Source organism: Bradyrhizobium sp. S3.2.6 (assembly GCF_040546885.1).
Lineage (GTDB): Bacteria > Pseudomonadota > Alphaproteobacteria > Rhizobiales > Xanthobacteraceae > Bradyrhizobium > Bradyrhizobium cytisi.
The window spans coordinates 1-18,285 of the sequence record NZ_JBEPOS010000006.1; the positions used below are offsets into that span (position 1 = coordinate 1).

Annotated in this window: 17 protein-coding genes; 4 read left to right on the forward strand and 13 right to left on the reverse strand. The window is 64.4% G+C overall.

The window, feature by feature from the left end:
- Window positions 1–186: 186 nt before the first annotated feature.
- From ABID58_RS13890 to ABID58_RS13915, 6 genes are all read right to left on the reverse strand, one after another.
- A complete protein-coding gene (locus ABID58_RS13890) occupies window positions 187–978 on the reverse strand; it encodes a fumarylacetoacetate hydrolase family protein (RefSeq protein ID WP_354033045.1) in 792 nt (263 codons plus the stop codon).
- A 59-nt stretch (window positions 979–1,037) separates the two neighbouring features.
- Window positions 1,038–3,197, reverse strand: coding sequence for a carboxypeptidase-like regulatory domain-containing protein (locus ABID58_RS13895; protein ID WP_354033212.1), 2,160 nt, complete (start codon window positions 3,195–3,197; stop codon window positions 1,038–1,040).
- Between the two features lie 209 nt (window positions 3,198–3,406).
- Complete coding sequence (locus tag ABID58_RS13900) at window positions 3,407–4,843, reverse strand: MmgE/PrpD family protein (protein WP_354033046.1); 1,437 nt, start codon at window positions 4,841–4,843, stop codon at window positions 3,407–3,409.
- Window positions 4,844–4,860: 17 nt separating this feature from the next.
- Window positions 4,861–6,315 (reverse strand): MmgE/PrpD family protein, encoded by a 1,455-nt coding sequence (locus tag ABID58_RS13905; protein ID WP_354033047.1) that lies wholly within the window; start codon window positions 6,313–6,315, stop codon window positions 4,861–4,863.
- The gene (locus ABID58_RS13910; RefSeq protein WP_354033048.1) at window positions 6,305–7,339 is read right to left on the reverse strand and encodes a PdxA family dehydrogenase; all 1,035 of its coding nucleotides are present in this window, start codon (window positions 7,337–7,339) and stop codon (window positions 6,305–6,307) included. The genes ABID58_RS13905 and ABID58_RS13910 overlap by 11 nt, the downstream gene beginning before the upstream one ends.
- 18 nt (window positions 7,340–7,357) lie before the next feature.
- Window positions 7,358–8,671 (reverse strand): cation:dicarboxylate symporter family transporter, encoded by a 1,314-nt coding sequence (locus tag ABID58_RS13915; protein WP_354033049.1) that lies wholly within the window; start codon window positions 8,669–8,671, stop codon window positions 7,358–7,360.
- Window positions 8,672–8,806: 135 nt separating this feature from the next.
- Between ABID58_RS13915 and ABID58_RS13920 the strand changes: the two genes are divergently transcribed.
- The 4 genes from ABID58_RS13920 (at window position 8,807) to ABID58_RS13935 (ending at window position 11,297) form a co-directional block, all read left to right on the forward strand.
- Window positions 8,807–9,775: a LysR family transcriptional regulator gene (locus tag ABID58_RS13920; protein WP_354033050.1), complete on the forward strand. Its 969-nt coding sequence runs from the start codon at window positions 8,807–8,809 to the stop codon at window positions 9,773–9,775.
- A gap of 88 nt (window positions 9,776–9,863) precedes the next feature.
- Complete coding sequence (locus ABID58_RS13925; RefSeq protein ID WP_148754809.1) at window positions 9,864–10,763, forward strand: LysR substrate-binding domain-containing protein; 900 nt, start codon at window positions 9,864–9,866, stop codon at window positions 10,761–10,763.
- 142 nt (window positions 10,764–10,905) lie between these two features.
- Window positions 10,906–11,124: a hypothetical protein gene (locus ABID58_RS13930; protein WP_354033051.1), complete on the forward strand. Its 219-nt coding sequence runs from the start codon at window positions 10,906–10,908 to the stop codon at window positions 11,122–11,124.
- The gene (locus ABID58_RS13935) at window positions 11,121–11,297 is read left to right on the forward strand and encodes a hypothetical protein (RefSeq protein WP_354033052.1); all 177 of its coding nucleotides are present in this window, start codon (window positions 11,121–11,123) and stop codon (window positions 11,295–11,297) included. The genes ABID58_RS13930 and ABID58_RS13935 overlap by 4 nt, the downstream gene beginning before the upstream one ends.
- 81 nt (window positions 11,298–11,378) lie before the next feature.
- Here ABID58_RS13935 and ABID58_RS13940 read toward each other — a convergent pair whose 3' ends face one another.
- The 7 genes from ABID58_RS13940 to ABID58_RS13970 form a co-directional block, all read right to left on the reverse strand.
- A complete protein-coding gene (locus ABID58_RS13940) occupies window positions 11,379–11,714 on the reverse strand; it encodes a hypothetical protein (protein WP_354033053.1) in 336 nt (111 codons plus the stop codon).
- An 87-nt stretch (window positions 11,715–11,801) separates the two neighbouring features.
- The gene (locus ABID58_RS13945; protein ID WP_148754811.1) at window positions 11,802–12,293 is read right to left on the reverse strand and encodes an Hsp20/alpha crystallin family protein; all 492 of its coding nucleotides are present in this window, start codon (window positions 12,291–12,293) and stop codon (window positions 11,802–11,804) included.
- A gap of 78 nt (window positions 12,294–12,371) precedes the next feature.
- On the reverse strand, window positions 12,372–12,833 hold the full coding sequence (locus tag ABID58_RS13950; protein WP_354033054.1) for an Hsp20 family protein: 462 nt from the start codon (window positions 12,831–12,833) through the stop codon (window positions 12,372–12,374).
- A 245-nt stretch (window positions 12,834–13,078) separates the two neighbouring features.
- Window positions 13,079–14,569 (reverse strand): amidase, encoded by a 1,491-nt coding sequence (locus ABID58_RS13955; RefSeq protein ID WP_354033055.1) that lies wholly within the window; start codon window positions 14,567–14,569, stop codon window positions 13,079–13,081.
- 16 nt (window positions 14,570–14,585) lie between these two features.
- The gene (locus ABID58_RS13960) at window positions 14,586–15,383 is read right to left on the reverse strand and encodes an FAD binding domain-containing protein (RefSeq protein ID WP_354033056.1); all 798 of its coding nucleotides are present in this window, start codon (window positions 15,381–15,383) and stop codon (window positions 14,586–14,588) included.
- Window positions 15,384–15,394: 11 nt separating this feature from the next.
- On the reverse strand, window positions 15,395–17,782 hold the full coding sequence (locus ABID58_RS13965) for a xanthine dehydrogenase family protein molybdopterin-binding subunit (protein ID WP_354033057.1): 2,388 nt from the start codon (window positions 17,780–17,782) through the stop codon (window positions 15,395–15,397).
- A gap of 2 nt (window positions 17,783–17,784) precedes the next feature.
- Window positions 17,785–18,276 (reverse strand): (2Fe-2S)-binding protein, encoded by a 492-nt coding sequence (locus tag ABID58_RS13970; protein WP_187435275.1) that lies wholly within the window; start codon window positions 18,274–18,276, stop codon window positions 17,785–17,787.
- Window positions 18,277–18,285: the final 9 nt, after the last annotated feature.

An 18,285-nucleotide genomic window follows, 5' to 3' on the forward strand; every position in this document is an offset into this window, starting at 1 on the left:
CCAAAAGACATCGCAGGCCCTCCGTCCCAGACAGGTCGAAAGGCCTTGAATCACATCCATAAACTCCGGGGAATCACTTTCGGGCATCCCATAGCTTACGGGGAGAGGGTTGGGGTGAGGGGCTGCATCCGCAATCACGGTGAGAACTGGACTCGCGGAGAGTCCCCCTCACCCGTACTGCCGCCATTAGACGATCTTGATCGACATATCCGGGAGGCCCTCGAGCTTGCACAACAGCACGTCGCCCTTCACGACCGGCCCGACATTCTCCGGCGTTCCGGAATAGATGATGTCGCCGGCCTTCAACTCGAACGCTTCCGAGAGCTTTGCGATCTGCTCGGCAACGCTCCAGATCATCTTGCTGAGATCCGAGCTCTGCTTCACGGTGCCGTTGATCGCGAGCGAAATGGCGCCCCTCTCGAAATGGCCGGTCTTGCTCGCGGGATGGATCGGACCGAGCACCGCCGCATGGTCAAAGCTCTTGCCGATCTCCCACGGCTTCTTCTCCGCGGCCATGCCGTTCTGGAGATCGCGCCGGGTCATGTCGAGGCCGAGCGCGTAACCATAGACGTGGTCGAGCGCCTTCTCGGCCGGGATGTTGGCGCCGCCGGATTTCAATGCGGCGACCAGCTCGACCTCGTGGTGGTAGTTCTTGGTCAGCGACGGATAGGGATGATCGGCGACCTCACCGATCGCGACGTTCTGGATCGCGTCCGTCGGCTTCTGGAAGAAGAATGGCGGCTCGCGATTCGGATCCGAGCCGCGCTCGATCGCATGCGCGGCGTAGTTGCGACCGATACAATAGATGCGGCGGACCTGGAACACCTGAGTCTCGCCAACGATCGGGATCGCGACCATCGGCACCGGGAAGATCGGCTTGGGTGCGGCCTGCGCTGCGGCCGGCGCCGTATCGGCAAGGCCGGCCGCGGTCATCGCGGCTGCGGCGGTGAGCACGTCACGTCGAGAAGTTTTCGTCATGATTCTGTTCCCTGGCTTATCCGCTGGTTTGCAGCGGCGCTATTCTTGGGGCGAAAGGGTCAATGGGCTAATGGATCAGGCCGCATCTGCACTTTGTAGACCTTAGGTGAAGCCTCCTTGCCGCCTTCCCCATGGAAGCTCGCCCGCGTTCCGGTCGTGCTCCACAGGCCACGACCTTTCCAACCGGTATCGGGGTCGTCGATCCGCCCGTCGACATTCTTGGTAAAGAAGCCGAGCGGGTATGGATTGCGCAGATTCACCAGCTCGCCGTTGACAAGGGCCAGCAGGGACTCGCTGCCATTGGCGCTCGCGATCGGCACGTTCGCGCCGAGGCCGAACGTGTTGTAGCGGTCCACCCAGACATAATAGGCATGATTGGCGCTGCCGCTGGCGTCGAGCCCCCTGAACTGCGGCCCGGGCATGCGCCAGGTCTTCCATCCCTCGGGACACTGCTTGCCCTCCGCCGTGGTCGGGCCGTTCAGCGGGCCCTTGCAGAGCTTGCGATCGAAGCTTGCGAGATGACCACTGGACAAGACCGTCCACACCACACCATCAAGCCCGATGTCGAGACCGCGCGGGCCGAACGTGCCCTCCGGCGGCTGATAGACTTCGGCGAGCGCGGTATTGGCGGGATCTGGTCCCGGCACCACGCGCACGATGTAGCCGGGCTGATCGATGCGGGAGAAGCCTCGATCCATCGCCTGGCCCCAGATCGTGTCGTCGACCGGACTCGGCATGATGCCGTAGAAGGACGCGGCGATGCGCTTGTCCTTGGCCGGATCGACGGGATCCTTGTGCTCGACATAGGCATCGCGCTTGCCGTTGCCGTTGGTGTCGATGATCAGCGGCGTCCAGCCCTGCGATTTTACGTTGTCGAGAGTCTCGCGATACTGCTTGGTGTTGAGCCAGCCGACAATGCCGCCGCCGAGGCCCGGACCACCGGAGCTGGTCCACAGCGTTTGGTTGGCATCGTCGTCGAAGTAGAGATGATGGGTCGTGAAGCAGGTGTTGATCAGGTCCCATTTGCCGGTCGCGGGATCGTAGCGCGACAATTGGCGCAGCGAGGTCGCCTGCGGCGCCACCTTCGCCGACGGCAGATCCGAGCCCTGCTTGCAGTAGTCAGGGTTGGCCGGCGGGCGCAGCCGCGCCGTGAACCAGACCTTGCCCTGCTCGTCCATCATGACGTTGTGGATACTGGTGTGGCCATCCCAGATCGGTTCGTCGCCCCAATAGGCCGACGGTCCGCGCGGCGCGTCGGTCGAGGATGGCGTGTTAGGATCGAGATAGGGATGCTTGATGGTCCCGGCGACATTCCTGACCGGGTCGAGCGTCGGCACGAGATCCGAACTCTCCTCCGACGATCCGTAGATCAGGCCGTTGGCGTTGACCCGCGGGTTACGCTTGTCGGTCGAGATCGCATCGTGCTGATAGTGCGTCGGCGTCGCCCAATCCCACATCGTGAAGACGACGTTGCGCTCGATGCCCTTGGGCCGCTCGGGCTTGGCGAACGGTAACTCGCCGGCTGCGATACGATCGGTCCATTTCGAGAACAGGTCATAGACCTTTTCCGGACCCATGCTGGCCAGCACCGTCGCCATGTATTCCTGGGCCTGTCCGGCCTGGGTGCGGACGGCCCATGCCGTGTGGGAATCGTACCCATCGGTGAACACCTTCGGGATCTCGCGGATGCCGCGCGTGCCGAGCGCGTGGCAGGACTGGCACATGTTCTTGACCGTATCGACCCACTGGGCCTGCGACTTCATGGTATCCGGCATCTTGTTGCCCTTGTCGCCGGTGCCGGGAAACTCCTCAGGTCTGGGGACGTCGAGCATCGAATACCAATACATGCCCGGATAGTTCTGAGCGTCCTCCTTCGGTGAGGCGGCAGCGGCCTTGAAATCCAGCACCTTGCCTGGACGTGCATCCTGTTGCGCGGTGTCCTGCAAGCCATAGCCGCGCACCCAGACCTTGTAGCTGGCTGCGGGAAGATTCGGGATGACGAAACGGCCCTGATCGTCGGTCACCACCACCTTGGCGTATTTGGTCGGGAGATCCCGCGTCTCGGCGATCACCCAGACGCCCGCCTCGACGCCGTTCTCGCTGGTCACCTGCCCACCGATATCGTTGGCGGAGATCTCGACAATTGCCGCCACGGCGGCACCGGCGTGCAGCAGCGCCATCGCGCCGAGACAGCCGGCAAGCATTCGCTTCAAGCCCATCATTCCTCCCATGCGTTATGTTGCGTCGCGACAATTCGGGCGATGATTTCGTTTGAGCCGCCGGCCGGGAACGGCACGATGATCTTGACGCGCTGGAACGGATAATCCTGCGCCGCAGGCCAGCATGGCCACGCTCGCGGACATGAAGGAGCGAAAGATGATCCCGCCCATGTGTTTTTCCCGATGCTTACCTTGTTGTTGGCCTTGCATCACGCGCTGAGCAATGGCCTCAACTTTCCGACGTCGTCAAGCCGTTCGAGATTGCCGATCTGGTCGATCAGCTTCTCGGCCCTGTCACTGCCCAGCACCGGCGCAATCAGATCCCGCGCCTTCGCTGCGACGGCTTCCGTGCTCAGCGGGTTCTCCTTGGTGCCCGGCGGATATCTCGTGAAGTGCTCGACCTTCTTGCCATCGGTCAATGTCACCTCGACGACAGCGCCGCGCGGCGCGACCGGATCCATCAGCGTCTTGTCACCGGCCAGCGTCACCTTGGCACGCTGCTCCAGGATATTCGGATCACGCATCAGCGCGACATCGTGGCTGTCGTTGAACGACACCCCGCCCTTGACCAGCGCGACCGCCACGAGGTGCTGGCAATTGACATCAGGCATCGCGCTTTCGCCCACGATCCCCATCGCATCGGTCGGCAACCTGACCAGGATGCTACGGACGCTATCCGGCGTGAGGCCATACTGCTTGCGCAGCGTCAGCATCGCATCCAGCGGCGACTGGATGGGATAGCCGACCGAGAATGTCTTGATCGCGGTTTCCGTGACATAGAAGAGCTTGCCGAGATCCTTCACCATCTCCTCCGGCTTCGGATCGGTCGAGAGTGCGATGAAGAGATTATGGGTGCCGTCGAGCACGTCGTCGACGCCGGTCAGGCCGCTGAGCACCATGTCAACAGCCATGACGCCATTGCGGGCTCCCATGCCGGCGAAGTCAAAAGCCTTCTCGATGTGATCGTGGTCCTTGACCCAGCTCCATAGGCCGGAGACCTGTTGCGACGAATAGGAGATCGCATAGCGCATCCCCTTCTCGTCAAGCCGCGCCAGTGATGCAGCCGCACCGAGCGCGCCGAAGGTCGATGACGTTCCTTCGGCGCTCCGGTGGGCGCCACGCACGAGATCGGGGCCCAGTGCCATCAGCAGGCGGCAGGTCAAATCGTAGCCCAGCGCGACGGCCCGAATGACATCCTGTCCGCTGCGATGTTCCCGCTCGCCGATAGCGAGCGCGGCCGGCACGACCGAGCATCCCGGATGCGCCTTGGTGACAGGCTCGAAATCGTCGGTCTCGTCGGCATGGGCGCACATCGCATTGGCCAGCGCTGCGTTGACCGCCGTGGAGCGGAAGTCGGAGCCGACCACGGAGGCCTGGGCGTCACCGCCGAGTGTGCGCACATATTTCAACGCCATCTCGCCCGGCTTCATCCGCGAGCCCGAGATCATCGCGCCAAGCGTGTCGAGGATGCGGTGCTTGCATTCGCGCAGCACCTGCTCGGGCAACTCCTGATCGCGTGCGGCGACCATGTAGCGGGCGAGCCGCTCCGTCACGCCTGGGCCGGCTGCGACGGCCATGCGGCCGCCGGTGGCTGCCAGAGCGGCAACCGACCCGGCGGACCGCAGGAAATGGCGGCGCGATGGCATGCTTCCCTCCTTCGCGATCAGACCGCGACCGACATCTTGGCGATCTCCGCTGCACTCGGCAGGTTCTCGATATTCCAGCAGGCGTCCATCACGCGCCGGATCGTCGCAGCGGGAATGATGCCGTCGGCAAGATCGGAGAACTTGGTTTCGAGCTGCTTGTCGGTCATCGGCACCTCGACGCTGCCGATCGCGTGCTCGATGTAGCGGTTCAGCTTGCGGCCCTCCTTGAGCACGATGGTGAGATCGACCTGCTCCGGCTTGATGCCTGATGTTATGATCGGATTGACCTTGCCGCGGAGCGCAACGATGGTCGGGTCGGTCACCGCGCGGTCGCTGAACTGCTTCTCGCCGCCAGCGCCCTCGACAATGGCCACCGCCACCGCATGGTAGATGCTGAACTTGCCTTCGAGGCCCTGGCTTGGCGTCCTCTTGCCGGTCAGCTCCAGTACCAGCGGGTGGACCTTGAGATCGACCCGCTCGATCTGGTCGGCGGTCAGCCTGTTCTCGTTGCGGAGCTGGATCGCCGCATCGATCGCGGGATGAATGACGATACCGCAGGCGAACGGCTTGTAGGTGTTGAGCGCCGCCTCATAACGCTTGCCGAGGTCACCCAGGATCTCGTTGTAGTCCTGCTTGGTGCTGATCGCGTTGGCCCAGCCACGCTTGGCCTCGATCATCGCATCGGACGAGGTGAAGTTCCTCGATGCCAGGATCGCGGCGAAGATGCCGCTGGAAGCCGCGCGGCCCGGATTGAAGCTCTTGTTCATCGAGCCGAAGGATTCGCGCAAGCCCACCGGCTGCGACGCCGCAAGACCCAGCGCCCATCTCATCTGCTGCTCGTTCAATTTCAGCAGCTTGCCGACGGCCGCGGCCGAGCCGAACACGCCGGCCGTGCCGGTGATGTGCCAGCCGACATCGTAATGGTTCGGGTAGACCGAGTTACCGATCCGGCACTCGGTCTCGACGCCGAGCACCAGTGCGTTCAAGAACTCCTTGCCGGAGATCGGCTGCATTTCCGACAGCGCGAGGATCGCCGAGGCTACGGGACCGGCCGGATGGATGATCGTCTTCAGATGCGTGTCGTCGTAGTCGAAGATGTGGCTCGACACGCCGTTGATGAAGGCGGCGTTCATGATGTCGAACCGCTCGCGCCGCCCAAACAGGGAAGCCTGCTGCGGCCCGGAGAACGGGCCGAGCGCGGACACCGCGATATCGACCGTCTCGTGATGCGAGCCGCCGATGGCGACGCCGACCCAGTTCAGGAGCGTGCGGATGCCCTCTTTCCGGACATTGGCCGGCAGGTCGTCATAGCTTGCGGTGACGAGATAATGCGCGAGCGCGCGCGTGACGTCCTTCGGCGGCGCCGCGGCAGGAGCCGCAGGCGAGGCTTGCGCAAAGGCCGTGTTGGTGGCGACAGTTGCGAAGGGCAGCGCGGCTGCCGCCTGGAGCAGGGTTCTGCGATCAGTGTGCATAGGCGGCCTCCTTGACCTTGATCGACACCAGCTTGGCGGCCAGACGTACCGCGCTCTCCAGCGCGCCGGTGTTGGCGACGCCTTGGCCTGCGATATCGAACGCGGTGCCGTGTGACGGCGTGGTGAAGACGGTCTCGAGCCCGGCGGTGACGGTGACGCCGCGGTTGAAACCGCGCAGCTTGGTCGCGATCTGGCCCTGGTCGTGATACATCGCGACCACGCTGTCGAACTCGCCGGCGAAGGCGCGGATATAGACGGTGTCGGCGGGATAAGGTCCGGTGCAGGCGATGCCGGTCTGGGCGGCGGCTTCGACCGTCGGGCGGATCATCTCGATCTCGTCGCGGCCGAACAGGCCGTTCTCACCGGCATGCGGATTGAGCGCCGCAACCGCGATACGCGGCTTGGCGACGCCGGCCCGGCGCATCATGCGGTCGACCAGCTCGATCGCATCGGTGATGCTCTCCGGATTGATGCCGTCGAGCGCCTCACGCAGCGACTGATGCCCGGTGACGCGCGACATCCACTGGCCATCGAGCACGTTCATCTCGGAGAAATAGGTCTTGTGCCCGAGCAGGCTCGCGAACATCTTGTGCTCGTCGGGAAACTTCCAGCCGCCGTCGAACATCGCGCGCTTGTTCAGCGGCGCGAAGGTGATGGCGTCGACCTCGCCGTCCCTGGAGAAATCGATCGCGCGCGACAGCGTCTCGCCGGTCAACCGGCCGGACTCGGCGCTGGCCTTGCCGAGCGGGATTTTGGCAGGATCGGTGTTGCCGAGATCGACAAGCTGCACCGTGCCGCGGCCCCATTTGGCGGCCTTGGGCGAGGCAATCCGCTCGACCTTCAGCTTCATGCCGGCATGATCCATGCCCATGTCGAGCACGCGGGCATCGCCGACCACGACGAGGCGCGCGACGTCGGCGAGGCGGTCGTCGGAGAGGATGCGCGCGACCTGTTCGGGACCGATGCCGGTGCAGTCACCAGGGGTCAGCGCGATGACGGGAAGTTCGTTGGTGCTGGTAGCCATATTGGAGACCTTGGATCCTTACTTCGCTTGCTGGATTTGTGCGGCGGACTGAGCCCAGTCCTCGCGATTGAATTCGCCGTCCCATTTGGCGACCACGATCGCGGCGACCGCGTTGCCGATGGTGTTGGTGATGGCGCGCGCCAGCGACATGAAACGGTCGATGCCGAGCAGCAGTGCCAGTCCTTCCGCCGGCAGCCCTGCGGCGACGACGGTCGCAGCAAGTGCCGCGAACGCGCCGCCGGTGACGCCGGCCGCGCCCTTGCTGGTGAACAGCATCACCACGAACAGGCTGAGCTGCTGCGCGGCCGACAGCTCGACGCCATAGACTTGGGCGACGAAGATGGTCGAGAGCGGCAATGTCAGCGCGACACCGTCGAGATTGAAGGAATAGCCGGAGGGAATGACGAGGCCCGCGACAGCACGCCCTACGCCCGCCTTCGGCAACTTTTCCATCATGCCGGGGATGGCGGTCTCCGACGACGAAGTGCCGAGCACCACGAGCAGCTCGGTGCGCAGCAGGCGCAAGAGGTCCATCAGGCGAATGCCGACCAGGCGGCAGATGGTGCCGAGGATGACGAAGATGAAGAACGCCATCATCGCCCAGGCAGTGCCGACCAGAAGCGCCAGCGCATAGAGCGTCGCGGCACCGAACTTCGCCACCGTGAACGCCATGGCGCCGAACGCACCGATCGGCGCCAGCGCCACCACGACATGGACGACACTGAAGACGAGCTCGGTCACCCGCTCCAGGCCGGTCCGCAACGGACCGGCCTTGTCGCCGAGCAGCAACAGGCCGATGCCGCAGAGCAGCGCCAGCACCAGTACCTGAAGCACGTCGCCGGCCGCGAACGCACCGACAAAGCTCTCCGGCACCATGTGCTGGATGTAGGCCGACAATGATCCGACATGAGCCTGCTGATAGCGCGCGACCGTCTCGGCCTGCTGCGCGGTGGCATGCGCCACGCCGGCACCGGGCTGGATCCAGCGCACCACGACGAAGCTGATCATGAGGCAAATCGTCGTCACCACCTCGAAATAGGCGAAAGCCCTGAGCCCGATGCGGCCGACCGCCTTCATGTCGCCGACCTGCGCGATGCCGGTGACCACGACCAGGAAGATCAGCGGCGCGATCGTCATCTTGATCAAGGATATGAAGACATCGCCGAGCGGCTTGAGCTCCACCGCAAAATTCGGAAACAGAGCGCCGAGCAGAGCGCCGAGCGCAGCACCGGCAACCACCAGGACATACTGCTCGCGCCAGAGCGGCTTGCGGCGGCGGCCGGACGTGGAGCTCGATATGGGTTCAGACAGCGGCGTCGCGGCAATCTGCAATGTATTTTCCTCCAACGTCGTTGGCGCCATGCGTTGAGGGCGCTTCGTTCTTGTCTTTCGATGGCGTTTACATTGGACCAGCGGCGTGTCAGGCGCTAATGCCGTATCGGTATGATTTGAGGACAAAACGTTATTATGGACCTGGTCTGGCTGGAGGACTTCCTTGCCATCGCCGAGGAGGGCGGGTTCTCCCGCGCCGCCGAGCGACGGCACGTGACCCAGCCGGCGCTGAGCCGCCGCATCAAGTCGCTCGAGGACTGGCTGGGGACGCAGCTGTTCGAACGCTCGACCCACACCATCACGCTGACGGCCGCCGGCGAGAGCTTTCGTCCCGTCGCGGAGGACGTGCTGCGCCGGATCCTGGTCGGTCGCGAGGAAGCGCTCGAGGTCGCACGGCTGAAGGCCGAGACCATCACCTTCGTCGCCACGCATTCGCTGTCGCAGACCTTCTTCCCGGAATGGATCCGCAACTCGGACGGCGCGCGCGACGGCTCGGCCGTGCAGCTCGTCGCTTCGAATTTCGCCGGCTGCGAGAAGCTGCTGCTGGACGCGCAGGCCCACTTCATGCTGGCGCATTACCATCCGTCATTGGTGAGCCGGCTCGACATGGACCGCTTCCAGCGCATCGATCTCGCAACCGACGTGCTGATCCCGATCAGCGCGCCGGCGGCAAAGCCGGGCCGCGGCGGACGGCGCAGCAAGAGCACGCAGCCGCGCTACGCCCTGCCCGGCGCATCCGGCGCGCCGCTGGCCTATCTCGCCTATCACCCGGGCTCGGGTGTGGGACGGCTTGTCACATCGTTCCTGGCGGCAAAGGATCCGGTGGCCTGGCTCGTTCCCGGTTTCGCCGCGCCAGTCATGCTGCTGATCGACATGGCGCGCGAGGGACGCGGCGTGACATGGGCGCCGATGAGCCTCGTCCGCGCCGATCTCGACACCGGCCGCCTGCTGCGTGCGGGCGGCGGCGAATGGGACATTCCGATCAACGTGTCGCTGTTTCGCACCCGCGCCCGCATGACCCGGGCGGCCGAGAATTTCTGGAATTCGGTGCGCAAGGGCCGGCCGGGCGTGAAATCCGCCGCATCTGCGTCTCGGGCCAAGTGAGCCCTAGCAGGTGAGCCCTGGCAAGCGAGCCCTGGCAAGTGAGCCCTAGCATGGAACTTGCATAAATTCTGGGCGACAGGGACGCCGCATGAACCTCATCAGTCTCGATATCCGCATGCTCCGGTCGCTGATCTCGGTGGTCGAGACCGGCAGCATCACCGAGACCGCGCGCCGGCTGGGCCGCACCCAGCCGGCGATCACGCTGCAATTGCAGCGGCTGGAGGAGCTCACCGGCAAGCAATTGTTCGAGCATGTGGGCCGGCGGCTGATGCTGACCGACGACGGCACGACGGTTCTCACCTACGCCAAGTCCATCCTGCGGCTGCATGACGAGTTGATTTCGCAGCTGGCGTCACAGGAGATCGAGGGCCAGGTCGTGCTCGGCACGCCCGACCTCTACGCGGCCTTCATGCTGCCGTCGATCCTCAGCGTATTTCGCAAATCGTTTCCGCGCGTCCAGGTCGAGCTCAATTGCGCGCTGTCGACGCCGCTGGTCGGTCTCGTCAAGCGCGGCGACGTCGACATAGCACTCGTCACCCGCATGAACGATTTCACCGGCGGGCAGGTGGTGCGGCGCGAGCAGCTTGTCTGGATGACCGGCGAGCAATCCGCCGCGCATCAGGAGCGCCCGATCCCGCTCGCGCTGCTGCCACCGGGCAACATCTATCGCGACTACGCCATCGATACGCTGGAGCGCGCCAATTTGCGTTGGCGCATCGCCTGCGTCAGCGAAAGCGTCGGCGGCCTGCAGGCTGCAGCCTTTGCCGGCATGGCCGTCACGGTGCTCGGCCGCAGCGCACTGGTGCCCGCGATGCGCGAGATCGGCCCGAACGAGGGCCTGCCCCCGCTGCCGAAGATCGAGCTCCTGCTCTACAAGTCGAGCGGCGCCACCTCGAAGGCGGCGACTGCGCTGCACGACTATCTCGCGCATTATCTGCGCCTCGACGAAGAGCTCAGCGGCCGCGGTGCTCCGATCGAGTTGTCTTGAACCGCCACGCGAAGTTCGCAAGCGCAGCAATATCACGAACGTCTTGACAGCGACTTTCAGCTGCATATTTTTTGCGCCGAGAGATCTAGAGATCTCTCTCTCACCCTCGAAATTCAAGGACCCAATGCGACCGTCGGAGACGATGATGCTCAACGAATCTCTGCCTCAAATTCGCGTGCACAGGAATAACATCCACCGTTATCGGCGACTGCTGAAGACCAGGCTGACAGAGATAGAACGCCAGTACATCGAGAGACGCCTGGCAGAAGAGCAGTCAGCCCTTGATAGCCTCGCCGCCGCCGCCTTTCCGGTTTCCATCTTCGCCTCGAAGGCACCGATCGATACAGGAGCGGCGCAATGAAAGTCGCCCGGGACCTGCTCATTCGAGGCAGCGAGAAGGTGATCGGGCACGACGAACTCCTTCCTGCCAGCGCGAAGACCGAGCATGAGCGCGAACTCTATCGGCAACGGATAGAGCGCGAGCGGCGGTTGATCAGGGATTTCCAGGGCGAGCTCGATCGCCGGACGGCATGAGCTGTCCGGTGGTGAGGCTCCGCCGTCGGCGGTTGCTGAAGGTCAGGTCTCCGGCAATCGACTTAGCGAACGAGGCGGGCATCATGCGCCGTGCCGCTCTGCGGCGGCCCAAGGCCGCCGCAGACGCATCGGGACACCGCCGCCACGCGGCGGGTCGTCGTCGTCATTGTCGCTGTCGAGCCGGCGCAGGGCCGCGAGAATATCGGCGAGCCGGACGGTGTGGCTCATGCCGGGGACTTCGCGCAAGGCGGGACAGGATTCGACCGCGCACATATCGGACGCCCAGGACGACAGGATGATCCGTTTCTCCGGCGCAGATAGCTCTTCTGCGTTCAGGACATCAGCGGGCGAGCCGTAGTGCGCCGCCGGGTGAAACAGTAGGTTGAGATTGTCCGAATTCGTGTTCACGTTGGTCATCGGTTGTGCCTCCCTTTACGCTCCTTTCGAAGGGATGGTGGGTTGATGATGGGATGGCGGCGGGCACCGCCGCCATCTGCGTTCAAGCTAATGCGTGTTGATCGCGATACGCTTGATGCCTTCCCGCGCCTTCTCGGATTTGGGCAACGAGACGGTTAGGACGCCGTTCTTGAACGACGCCTCGGCCTTGTCTTCCTCGACGTCTTCGAGCGGGACTTGCCGCTCGAAGGCGCCGTAGTAACGCTCGGTGAAGTACCTGCCTTCGCCGTTGCGCTCGGCCTTCTTCTCGCCGCGGAGAGTGAGGACGCCGTGGGCGATTTCGACCTCGACGTCCTTCTCCGTCAGTCCCGGAAGTTCGGCCGTGACGGTCAGCATATTGTCGGTCTCGCTGAGTTCGACCTTGGGCCAGCCGAAACGGCCTTCCATAATAGGCGACAGGTTGCTCCCGGCAAAACCGCGAAACACGTCGTCAAACAGACGGTTCATCTCGCGATGAAGCGTCAGGAACGGATCGAAGCTGTCGCGGACCGGCGCAAGCTCCTGGCTCTTTGACCAGGGAATGAGATCACGAAAAGCCATGGTTCTCTCTCCTTCATGCATCCGGAACGCGGCGCAAACATCTGGACGCCGCGTTCCGCCAATCCCTCGATCGGCCGCTCAGGCTGCTTTCTTCTGCTCGATCTGAGATGCGGGAGAGGCCGCGCCCGCGATCTGGATTCGGCGCGGCTTCATTGCTTCCGGGACCTCACGGACCAGGTCGACGATCAAGAGGCCGTCCTGGAACGACGCCTGCTTCACCTGGACATAGTCGGCGAGGTTGAACACGCGCCGGAATGGACGCGCGGCAATGCCGTGATAGAGATATTCGCGCGTAGCATCGTCGGGCTTGCGACCCTCGATTGCGAGCGCGTTCTGTTCGGCCGTCACTGTGATGTCGTTGACGCCGAAGCCGGCCACGGCGAGGCTGATCCGGTAATGGTCTTCGCCGGATCGCTCGATGTTATAAGGGGGGTAATTGTCCTCGGTCGCCTGGCGCAGCGTGCTGTCGACGAGATCGGCCAGGTGATCGAAGCCGATGGTGGAGCGCCACAGCGGCGCGAAGTCGAATGTGGTCCTCATAACCAAGTCCTCCAAAGAGCAAGATGGATACGAAGGAACGCAGGACAGGGTTTTCAGACGGGGTCCGAAGACACCGGCCCAGCGCCCGCGCCGGGCCCTCTCGGGCGCCCGGCACACCGCTCTCGCGGCAAAAAATGACTTAGAAGAAGGGATATCGGTTTCAAGAGGGCGGTCGAAAAAATTTCGAGCGCGCGGGGGGACGTGCTGGCAAGACGACGGCCGGTCAGTTCCAGGCCGGATTTGCCTCAAGCCTTCGCGTGGGCACGGTCCGGTTCGCGCAAGGCCAGCGGGGGCCAGAACTTAGCCCAAGGCTGCGCCGCTTCGAACGCCGCCGCAATGCGGAAGATGGTTGGCTCGTCGAGCCATGGCGCAACGATCTGGAGCCCGATCGGCAAACCGTCGCGATCGAAGCCGCAGGGTAGCGTCGCCGCCGGAAGACCAGCAAGATTGATCGGCCAGGTAAAGGGCGACCAGCCGAGATGCGGATCGACCTTGCTGCCGTCGATCGTGTCGACGCCGATCCGGCCGGCCTCGAATGCGGTCACCGCGACCGTCGGCGTCACCAGCGCATCGACGCGCTCGAACAATTTCAGGAACGCATTGCGGGCCTGGCCGCGCCGGTAGCTGGCTTCGATATAATCCGTGCCGCTGTAGTGGCGGCCGGCGCTGACGACATCGCGATAGTCCGCCTCTGAGCTGGCGAGATCGGCTGTGGTCTTGGTCGCCACCGCGGCCGCCTGCTCGGTGAAGGCGATCGGCTTCAGCGTGTGCTCGAGAATGCCGGGATCGAGGCCCGGACCATCCATGGTGACCTGCGCGCCGCAGGAATCGAGAATGGCGAGCGCCTTGCCGAATGCCGCGCGGACGTCAGCGCTGATCGGGGCGTAGCCGAGATCGGCGCTCGCACCGATGCGGAGGCCGTTCAATGAGGCCGCGTTCGTATCGAAGCAGCGCGGCGACACCGGCAGGCTCGCGGGATCGCGTGGATCGTAAGCAGCGATGATCTCCAGCACTAGCGCGGCATCCGCGACCGTCCGCGTGATCGGGCCGGTGTGCGCGAGCGAGGCCCAGGACGGCGGCGAGAAGCCGGGCGAGCGCGGCACCAGGCCGAAGGTCGGCTTCAGCCCGAACACGCCGCAGAACGATGACGGTACGCGGATCGAGCCGACGCCGTCGGTGCCGATCGCGATCGGGCCGCAACCGGCGGCGACGCCAGCCGCCGCGCCGCCGCTCGACCCACCGCTGGTGCGGCCGGGATTCCAGGGGTTGCGCGTGGTGCCGGTGACGGGGCTGTCCGCCGTCAGCTTGTAGCCGGACTCGCAAGTCGTGGTCTTGCAGGTGATGATCGCGCCGGACGCCTTCAGCGCCGACACCACGGCGGCATCGACATCGGGCACGAACGCCTTGTTCATCGGTGAGCCGGCATAGGCCGGCACGCCCGCGACAAACACGAGATCCTTGATCGTGACAGGCACGCCGGCGAGCGATCCCTTCGCCTCGCCCGCGCGCATCTCCCTGGTGAGACGGTCGGCCTCCGCCCTCGCCTGCTCGTACATCGGTGTCACCACCGCATTGCAGGCTTCATTCGTGGCTTCGAGCGCGGCAATGGTGTCGTCGACGACATCGCGCGGGGTGAACGCCTTGCGGCGGTAGCCGGCCATGATCTCGTTAGCAGAAAGCGCGCCAAGGCCAGTCGGCGCCGGCGGGAAGGCCGCTCGGCCGGAACCATCAGTCATCATCAACCCTAAAGAGTTAGCTGAGCGCCGCGTCGACGGCGCGCTTGGCCATCACCGTGACGAGATGCGCACGGTAATCGGCTTCGGCGTGGATATCGGAGGTGAGACCGTCGTTGTCGATCTTGATCGCCGCAATTGCGGACGGATCAAAATTCTCCGACAGCGCCACCTCCATCGGCGGCACGCGGAACGCGCCGGGACCCGCGCCGGTTACGGCGACGCGGACACCATCGGCGAATTTCGCGACGAATACGCCGACCAGCGCATAACGCGACGCCGGCGCCTTGAACTTCGAGTAACCTGCCTTGAGCGGCACGGGAAAACGGATCGCAGTGATGATCTCGCCTACTTCGAGCGCAGTCTCGAACAGGCCGAGGAAGAACTTGTCGGCTGCGATCTCGCGCGTGCTGGAGACGATGGTGGCGCCGAGACCGAGCACGCCGGCCGGATAATCCGCCGCAGGATCATTGTTGGCGACCGAGCCGCCAATTGTGCCGCGGTTGCGTACGGCGGGATCGCCGATCATCGACGCCAGTGCCGCGAGCCCGGGGATTTTCGTCTGCACGAGCTTCGAGGCAGCCACCACGGCATGCGGCGTCATCGCACCGATGGTGATGCTGGCGCCGTCGTCGGTGATGCCTTTGAGAGATCCGAGCTTCGACAGATCGACCAATGCGACGGGGCTCGCCAGCCGCTGCTTTATCGTCGGAATCAGCGTCATGCCGCCGGCGACGAGCTTGCTGTCTTCGATCGAGATCAAGAGCTTGGCCGCGTCTGGAATTTCGCTCGGCTGGTGATAGGCAAATGGTTTCATTGTTGTCCTCCCTATTCCGCGGCGACCGGCAGCGACGCGTTTTGCAGCAGGCGCCAGATCCGGTTCGGCGTTGCCGGCATGTCGACATGGGTGACGCCGAGATGCGCGAGCGCGTCGACCACCGCGTTGATGACGGCGGCCGGCGAGCCGATGGTGCCGACTTCGCCGCAGCCCTTCACGCCCATTGGTGTGTGCGTGCAGAGCGTGGAATGGGTCGCAACCTTCATCATCGGCATGTGATCGGCGCGTGGCATGCAGTAATCCATCAACGAGCCCGACAGCAGCTGACCCGAGCCTTCGTCGTAGACCGCGTTCTCGAACAGCGCCTGGCCGACGCCCTGCACGATGCCGCCGTGCAACTGGCCCTCGACGATCATCGGATTGATGACCGTGCCGACGTCGTCGACCGCGGTGTAGTTGACCAGCGTCACCGTGCCCGTCTCGGGATCGACCTCGACCTCGGCGATGTGGCAGCCGCCGGGATAGGTGAAGTTGACGGGGTCGTAATAGGCCTGCTCTTCCAGCCCCGGCTCCAGCACCTCGAGCGGATAGTTGTGAGGCACATAAGCGGCGCCCGCGATCTCCTCGAACGACTTGATGCGGTCCGTACCCGCGACTGAGAAGTTTCCGGCCTCGAACTGGATATCGACTTCAGCGGCCTCCAGCAGATGCGCGGCGATCTTCTTGCCCTTGGCGATCACCTTGTCGGTCGCCTTCGACAACGCTGCTCCGCCCACCACGAGGGAACGCGAGCCATAGGTCCCCATGCCGAACTGCACGCGATCGGTATCGCCGAATACGATGTCGACATTCTCGAAGGCAACGCCGAGCTTTTCCGACACGATCTGTGCAAACGTCGTCTCGTGGCCCTGGCCGTGATTGTGGGTGCCGATCATGACCGTGACCTGGCCGGTCGGATGCACGCGCACCGTGGCGCTCTCGTAGAGACCGCCGCGCGCGCCCAACCGCCCTGCGAAGCGCGACGGCGCAAGGCCGCAGGCCTCGACATAGGTGGAATAGCCGAGCCCGCGGAATTTGCCTTTGCTCGCAGAGGCCGCCTTGCGGAGGCCGAAGCCCTTCACATCGGCGGCAACCAGCGCGCCGTCGAGACAGCCCATAGGATCGCCGGAATCGTACTGCACCAGCACCGGTGTCTGATACGGATAGGCCTCCTTCGGGATCATGTTGCGCCGGCGAATCTCGACGCGGTCGATGCCCATCTCGCTGGCTGCGACATCGACGATGCGCTCCAGCACGAAGGTCGCCTCGGGCCGGCCCGCGCCGCGGTAGGCATCGACCGGCACGGTGTTGGTGAAGACCACCTTCACGTTGCAGTAAATTGCGGGCGTGGTGTAGACGCCGCCGAGCAGCGGACCATAGAGATTGGTCGGGATGTTCGGTCCGAAAGTCGAGAGATAACCGCCCATATTGGCGAGCGTATTGACGCGGAACGCCAGGAACTTTCCGTGTTCATCCAGCGCCAGCTCGGCTTCGGTGACGTGATCGCGGCCGTGACGATCGGAGACGTAGCCTTCCGAGCGGCTTGCGACCCATTTGATCGGCCGCATCACGCGCTTGGCGGCCCAGGTGATCACGGCCTCTTCGCCGTAGTGGAATTGCTTGACGCCAAAGCCGCCGCCGACATCGGGTGCGACCACGCGCAGCTTGTGCTGCGGGATGTTCAGCACCAGCGCGCCCATCAGGAAGCGCACGACGTGCGGGAACTGGCTGGTGGTCCACAGCGTGAAGCGATCGGTGCCCGGCTCGTATTCGGCGATTGCCGCACGCGGCTCCATCGGGTTGCCGATCAGGCGGTTGTTGACCAGGCTGAGCTTTGCGACATGCGCAGCCTTGCGGAACGCGGTTTCGACCGCGGCCTTGTCGCCGAGCTCCCAGTCGCAGCAGATGTTGTTCGGCACGTCGTCGAACAGTTGCGGTGCGCCGGGCCTGACAGCTTCGAGCACGCCGACGACCGACGGCAGCACCTCGTAGTCGATCGTCAGCAGCTCGGCCGCCGCATTGGCCTGCTGCGGCGTCTCGGCGATGACGAAGGCCACCATGTCGCCGACGAAGCGCACCTTGCCCTGCGCCAGCATCGGGAATGGCGGCTCCTTCATCGGCACGCCCTTGGCGTCCGAGATGCCCCAGCCGCAGGGCAGAGAGCCGAGGCTGTCGGCCTTGACGTCGTCGCCGGTCAGAACGGCGATGACGCCGGGCGACGCCAGCGCCGCGCTCTTGTCGATGCCCCGCAACACGGCATGGCCATGCGGAGAACGCACGAACACGCCGGCCGTCATGGCCGGACGCTTGATGTCGGAGACATAATTGCCGCGGCCGGTGAGGAAGCGTTGGTCTTCTTTCCGCTTCGGTGAGGCGCCGATCCCGATCACATTGCCCATGGTCACTCTCCCTTGGCGGCGTTCATGGCGGCGGCGCCGGCCAGCACGGAAACCACGATGTTCTGGTAGCCGGTGCAGCGGCAGATATTGCCTTCGAGGCCATGGCGGACATCGGCCTCGGTCAGATCCGGTTTCCCGGTGGCGAGCGCGATCGCCGTCATCAGCATGCCGGGCGTGCAGAAGCCGCATTGCAGGCCGTGATGCTCGCGAAACGCCTCCTGCATCGGATGCATCTGGTTCGAGCCGGGTGCTCCTTGCAGACCTTCGATGGTGAGCAAGGTCGCGCCGTCGAGCGCGGGCGCCAGCAGCGTGCAGCTCTTCACGGGCAGGCCATCGAGATGGACGACGCAGGCGCCGCACTGGCTGGTGTCGCAGCCGATATGGGTGCCGGTGAGATTGAGCTGCTCGCGCAAGAGCTCGGCGACAAGCGTCGCCGGTTCGACGTCCACGGTGGTGGGCCGGCCGTTGAGTGTGAAGGATATCTGCAAGGTCATGCTCCTGCG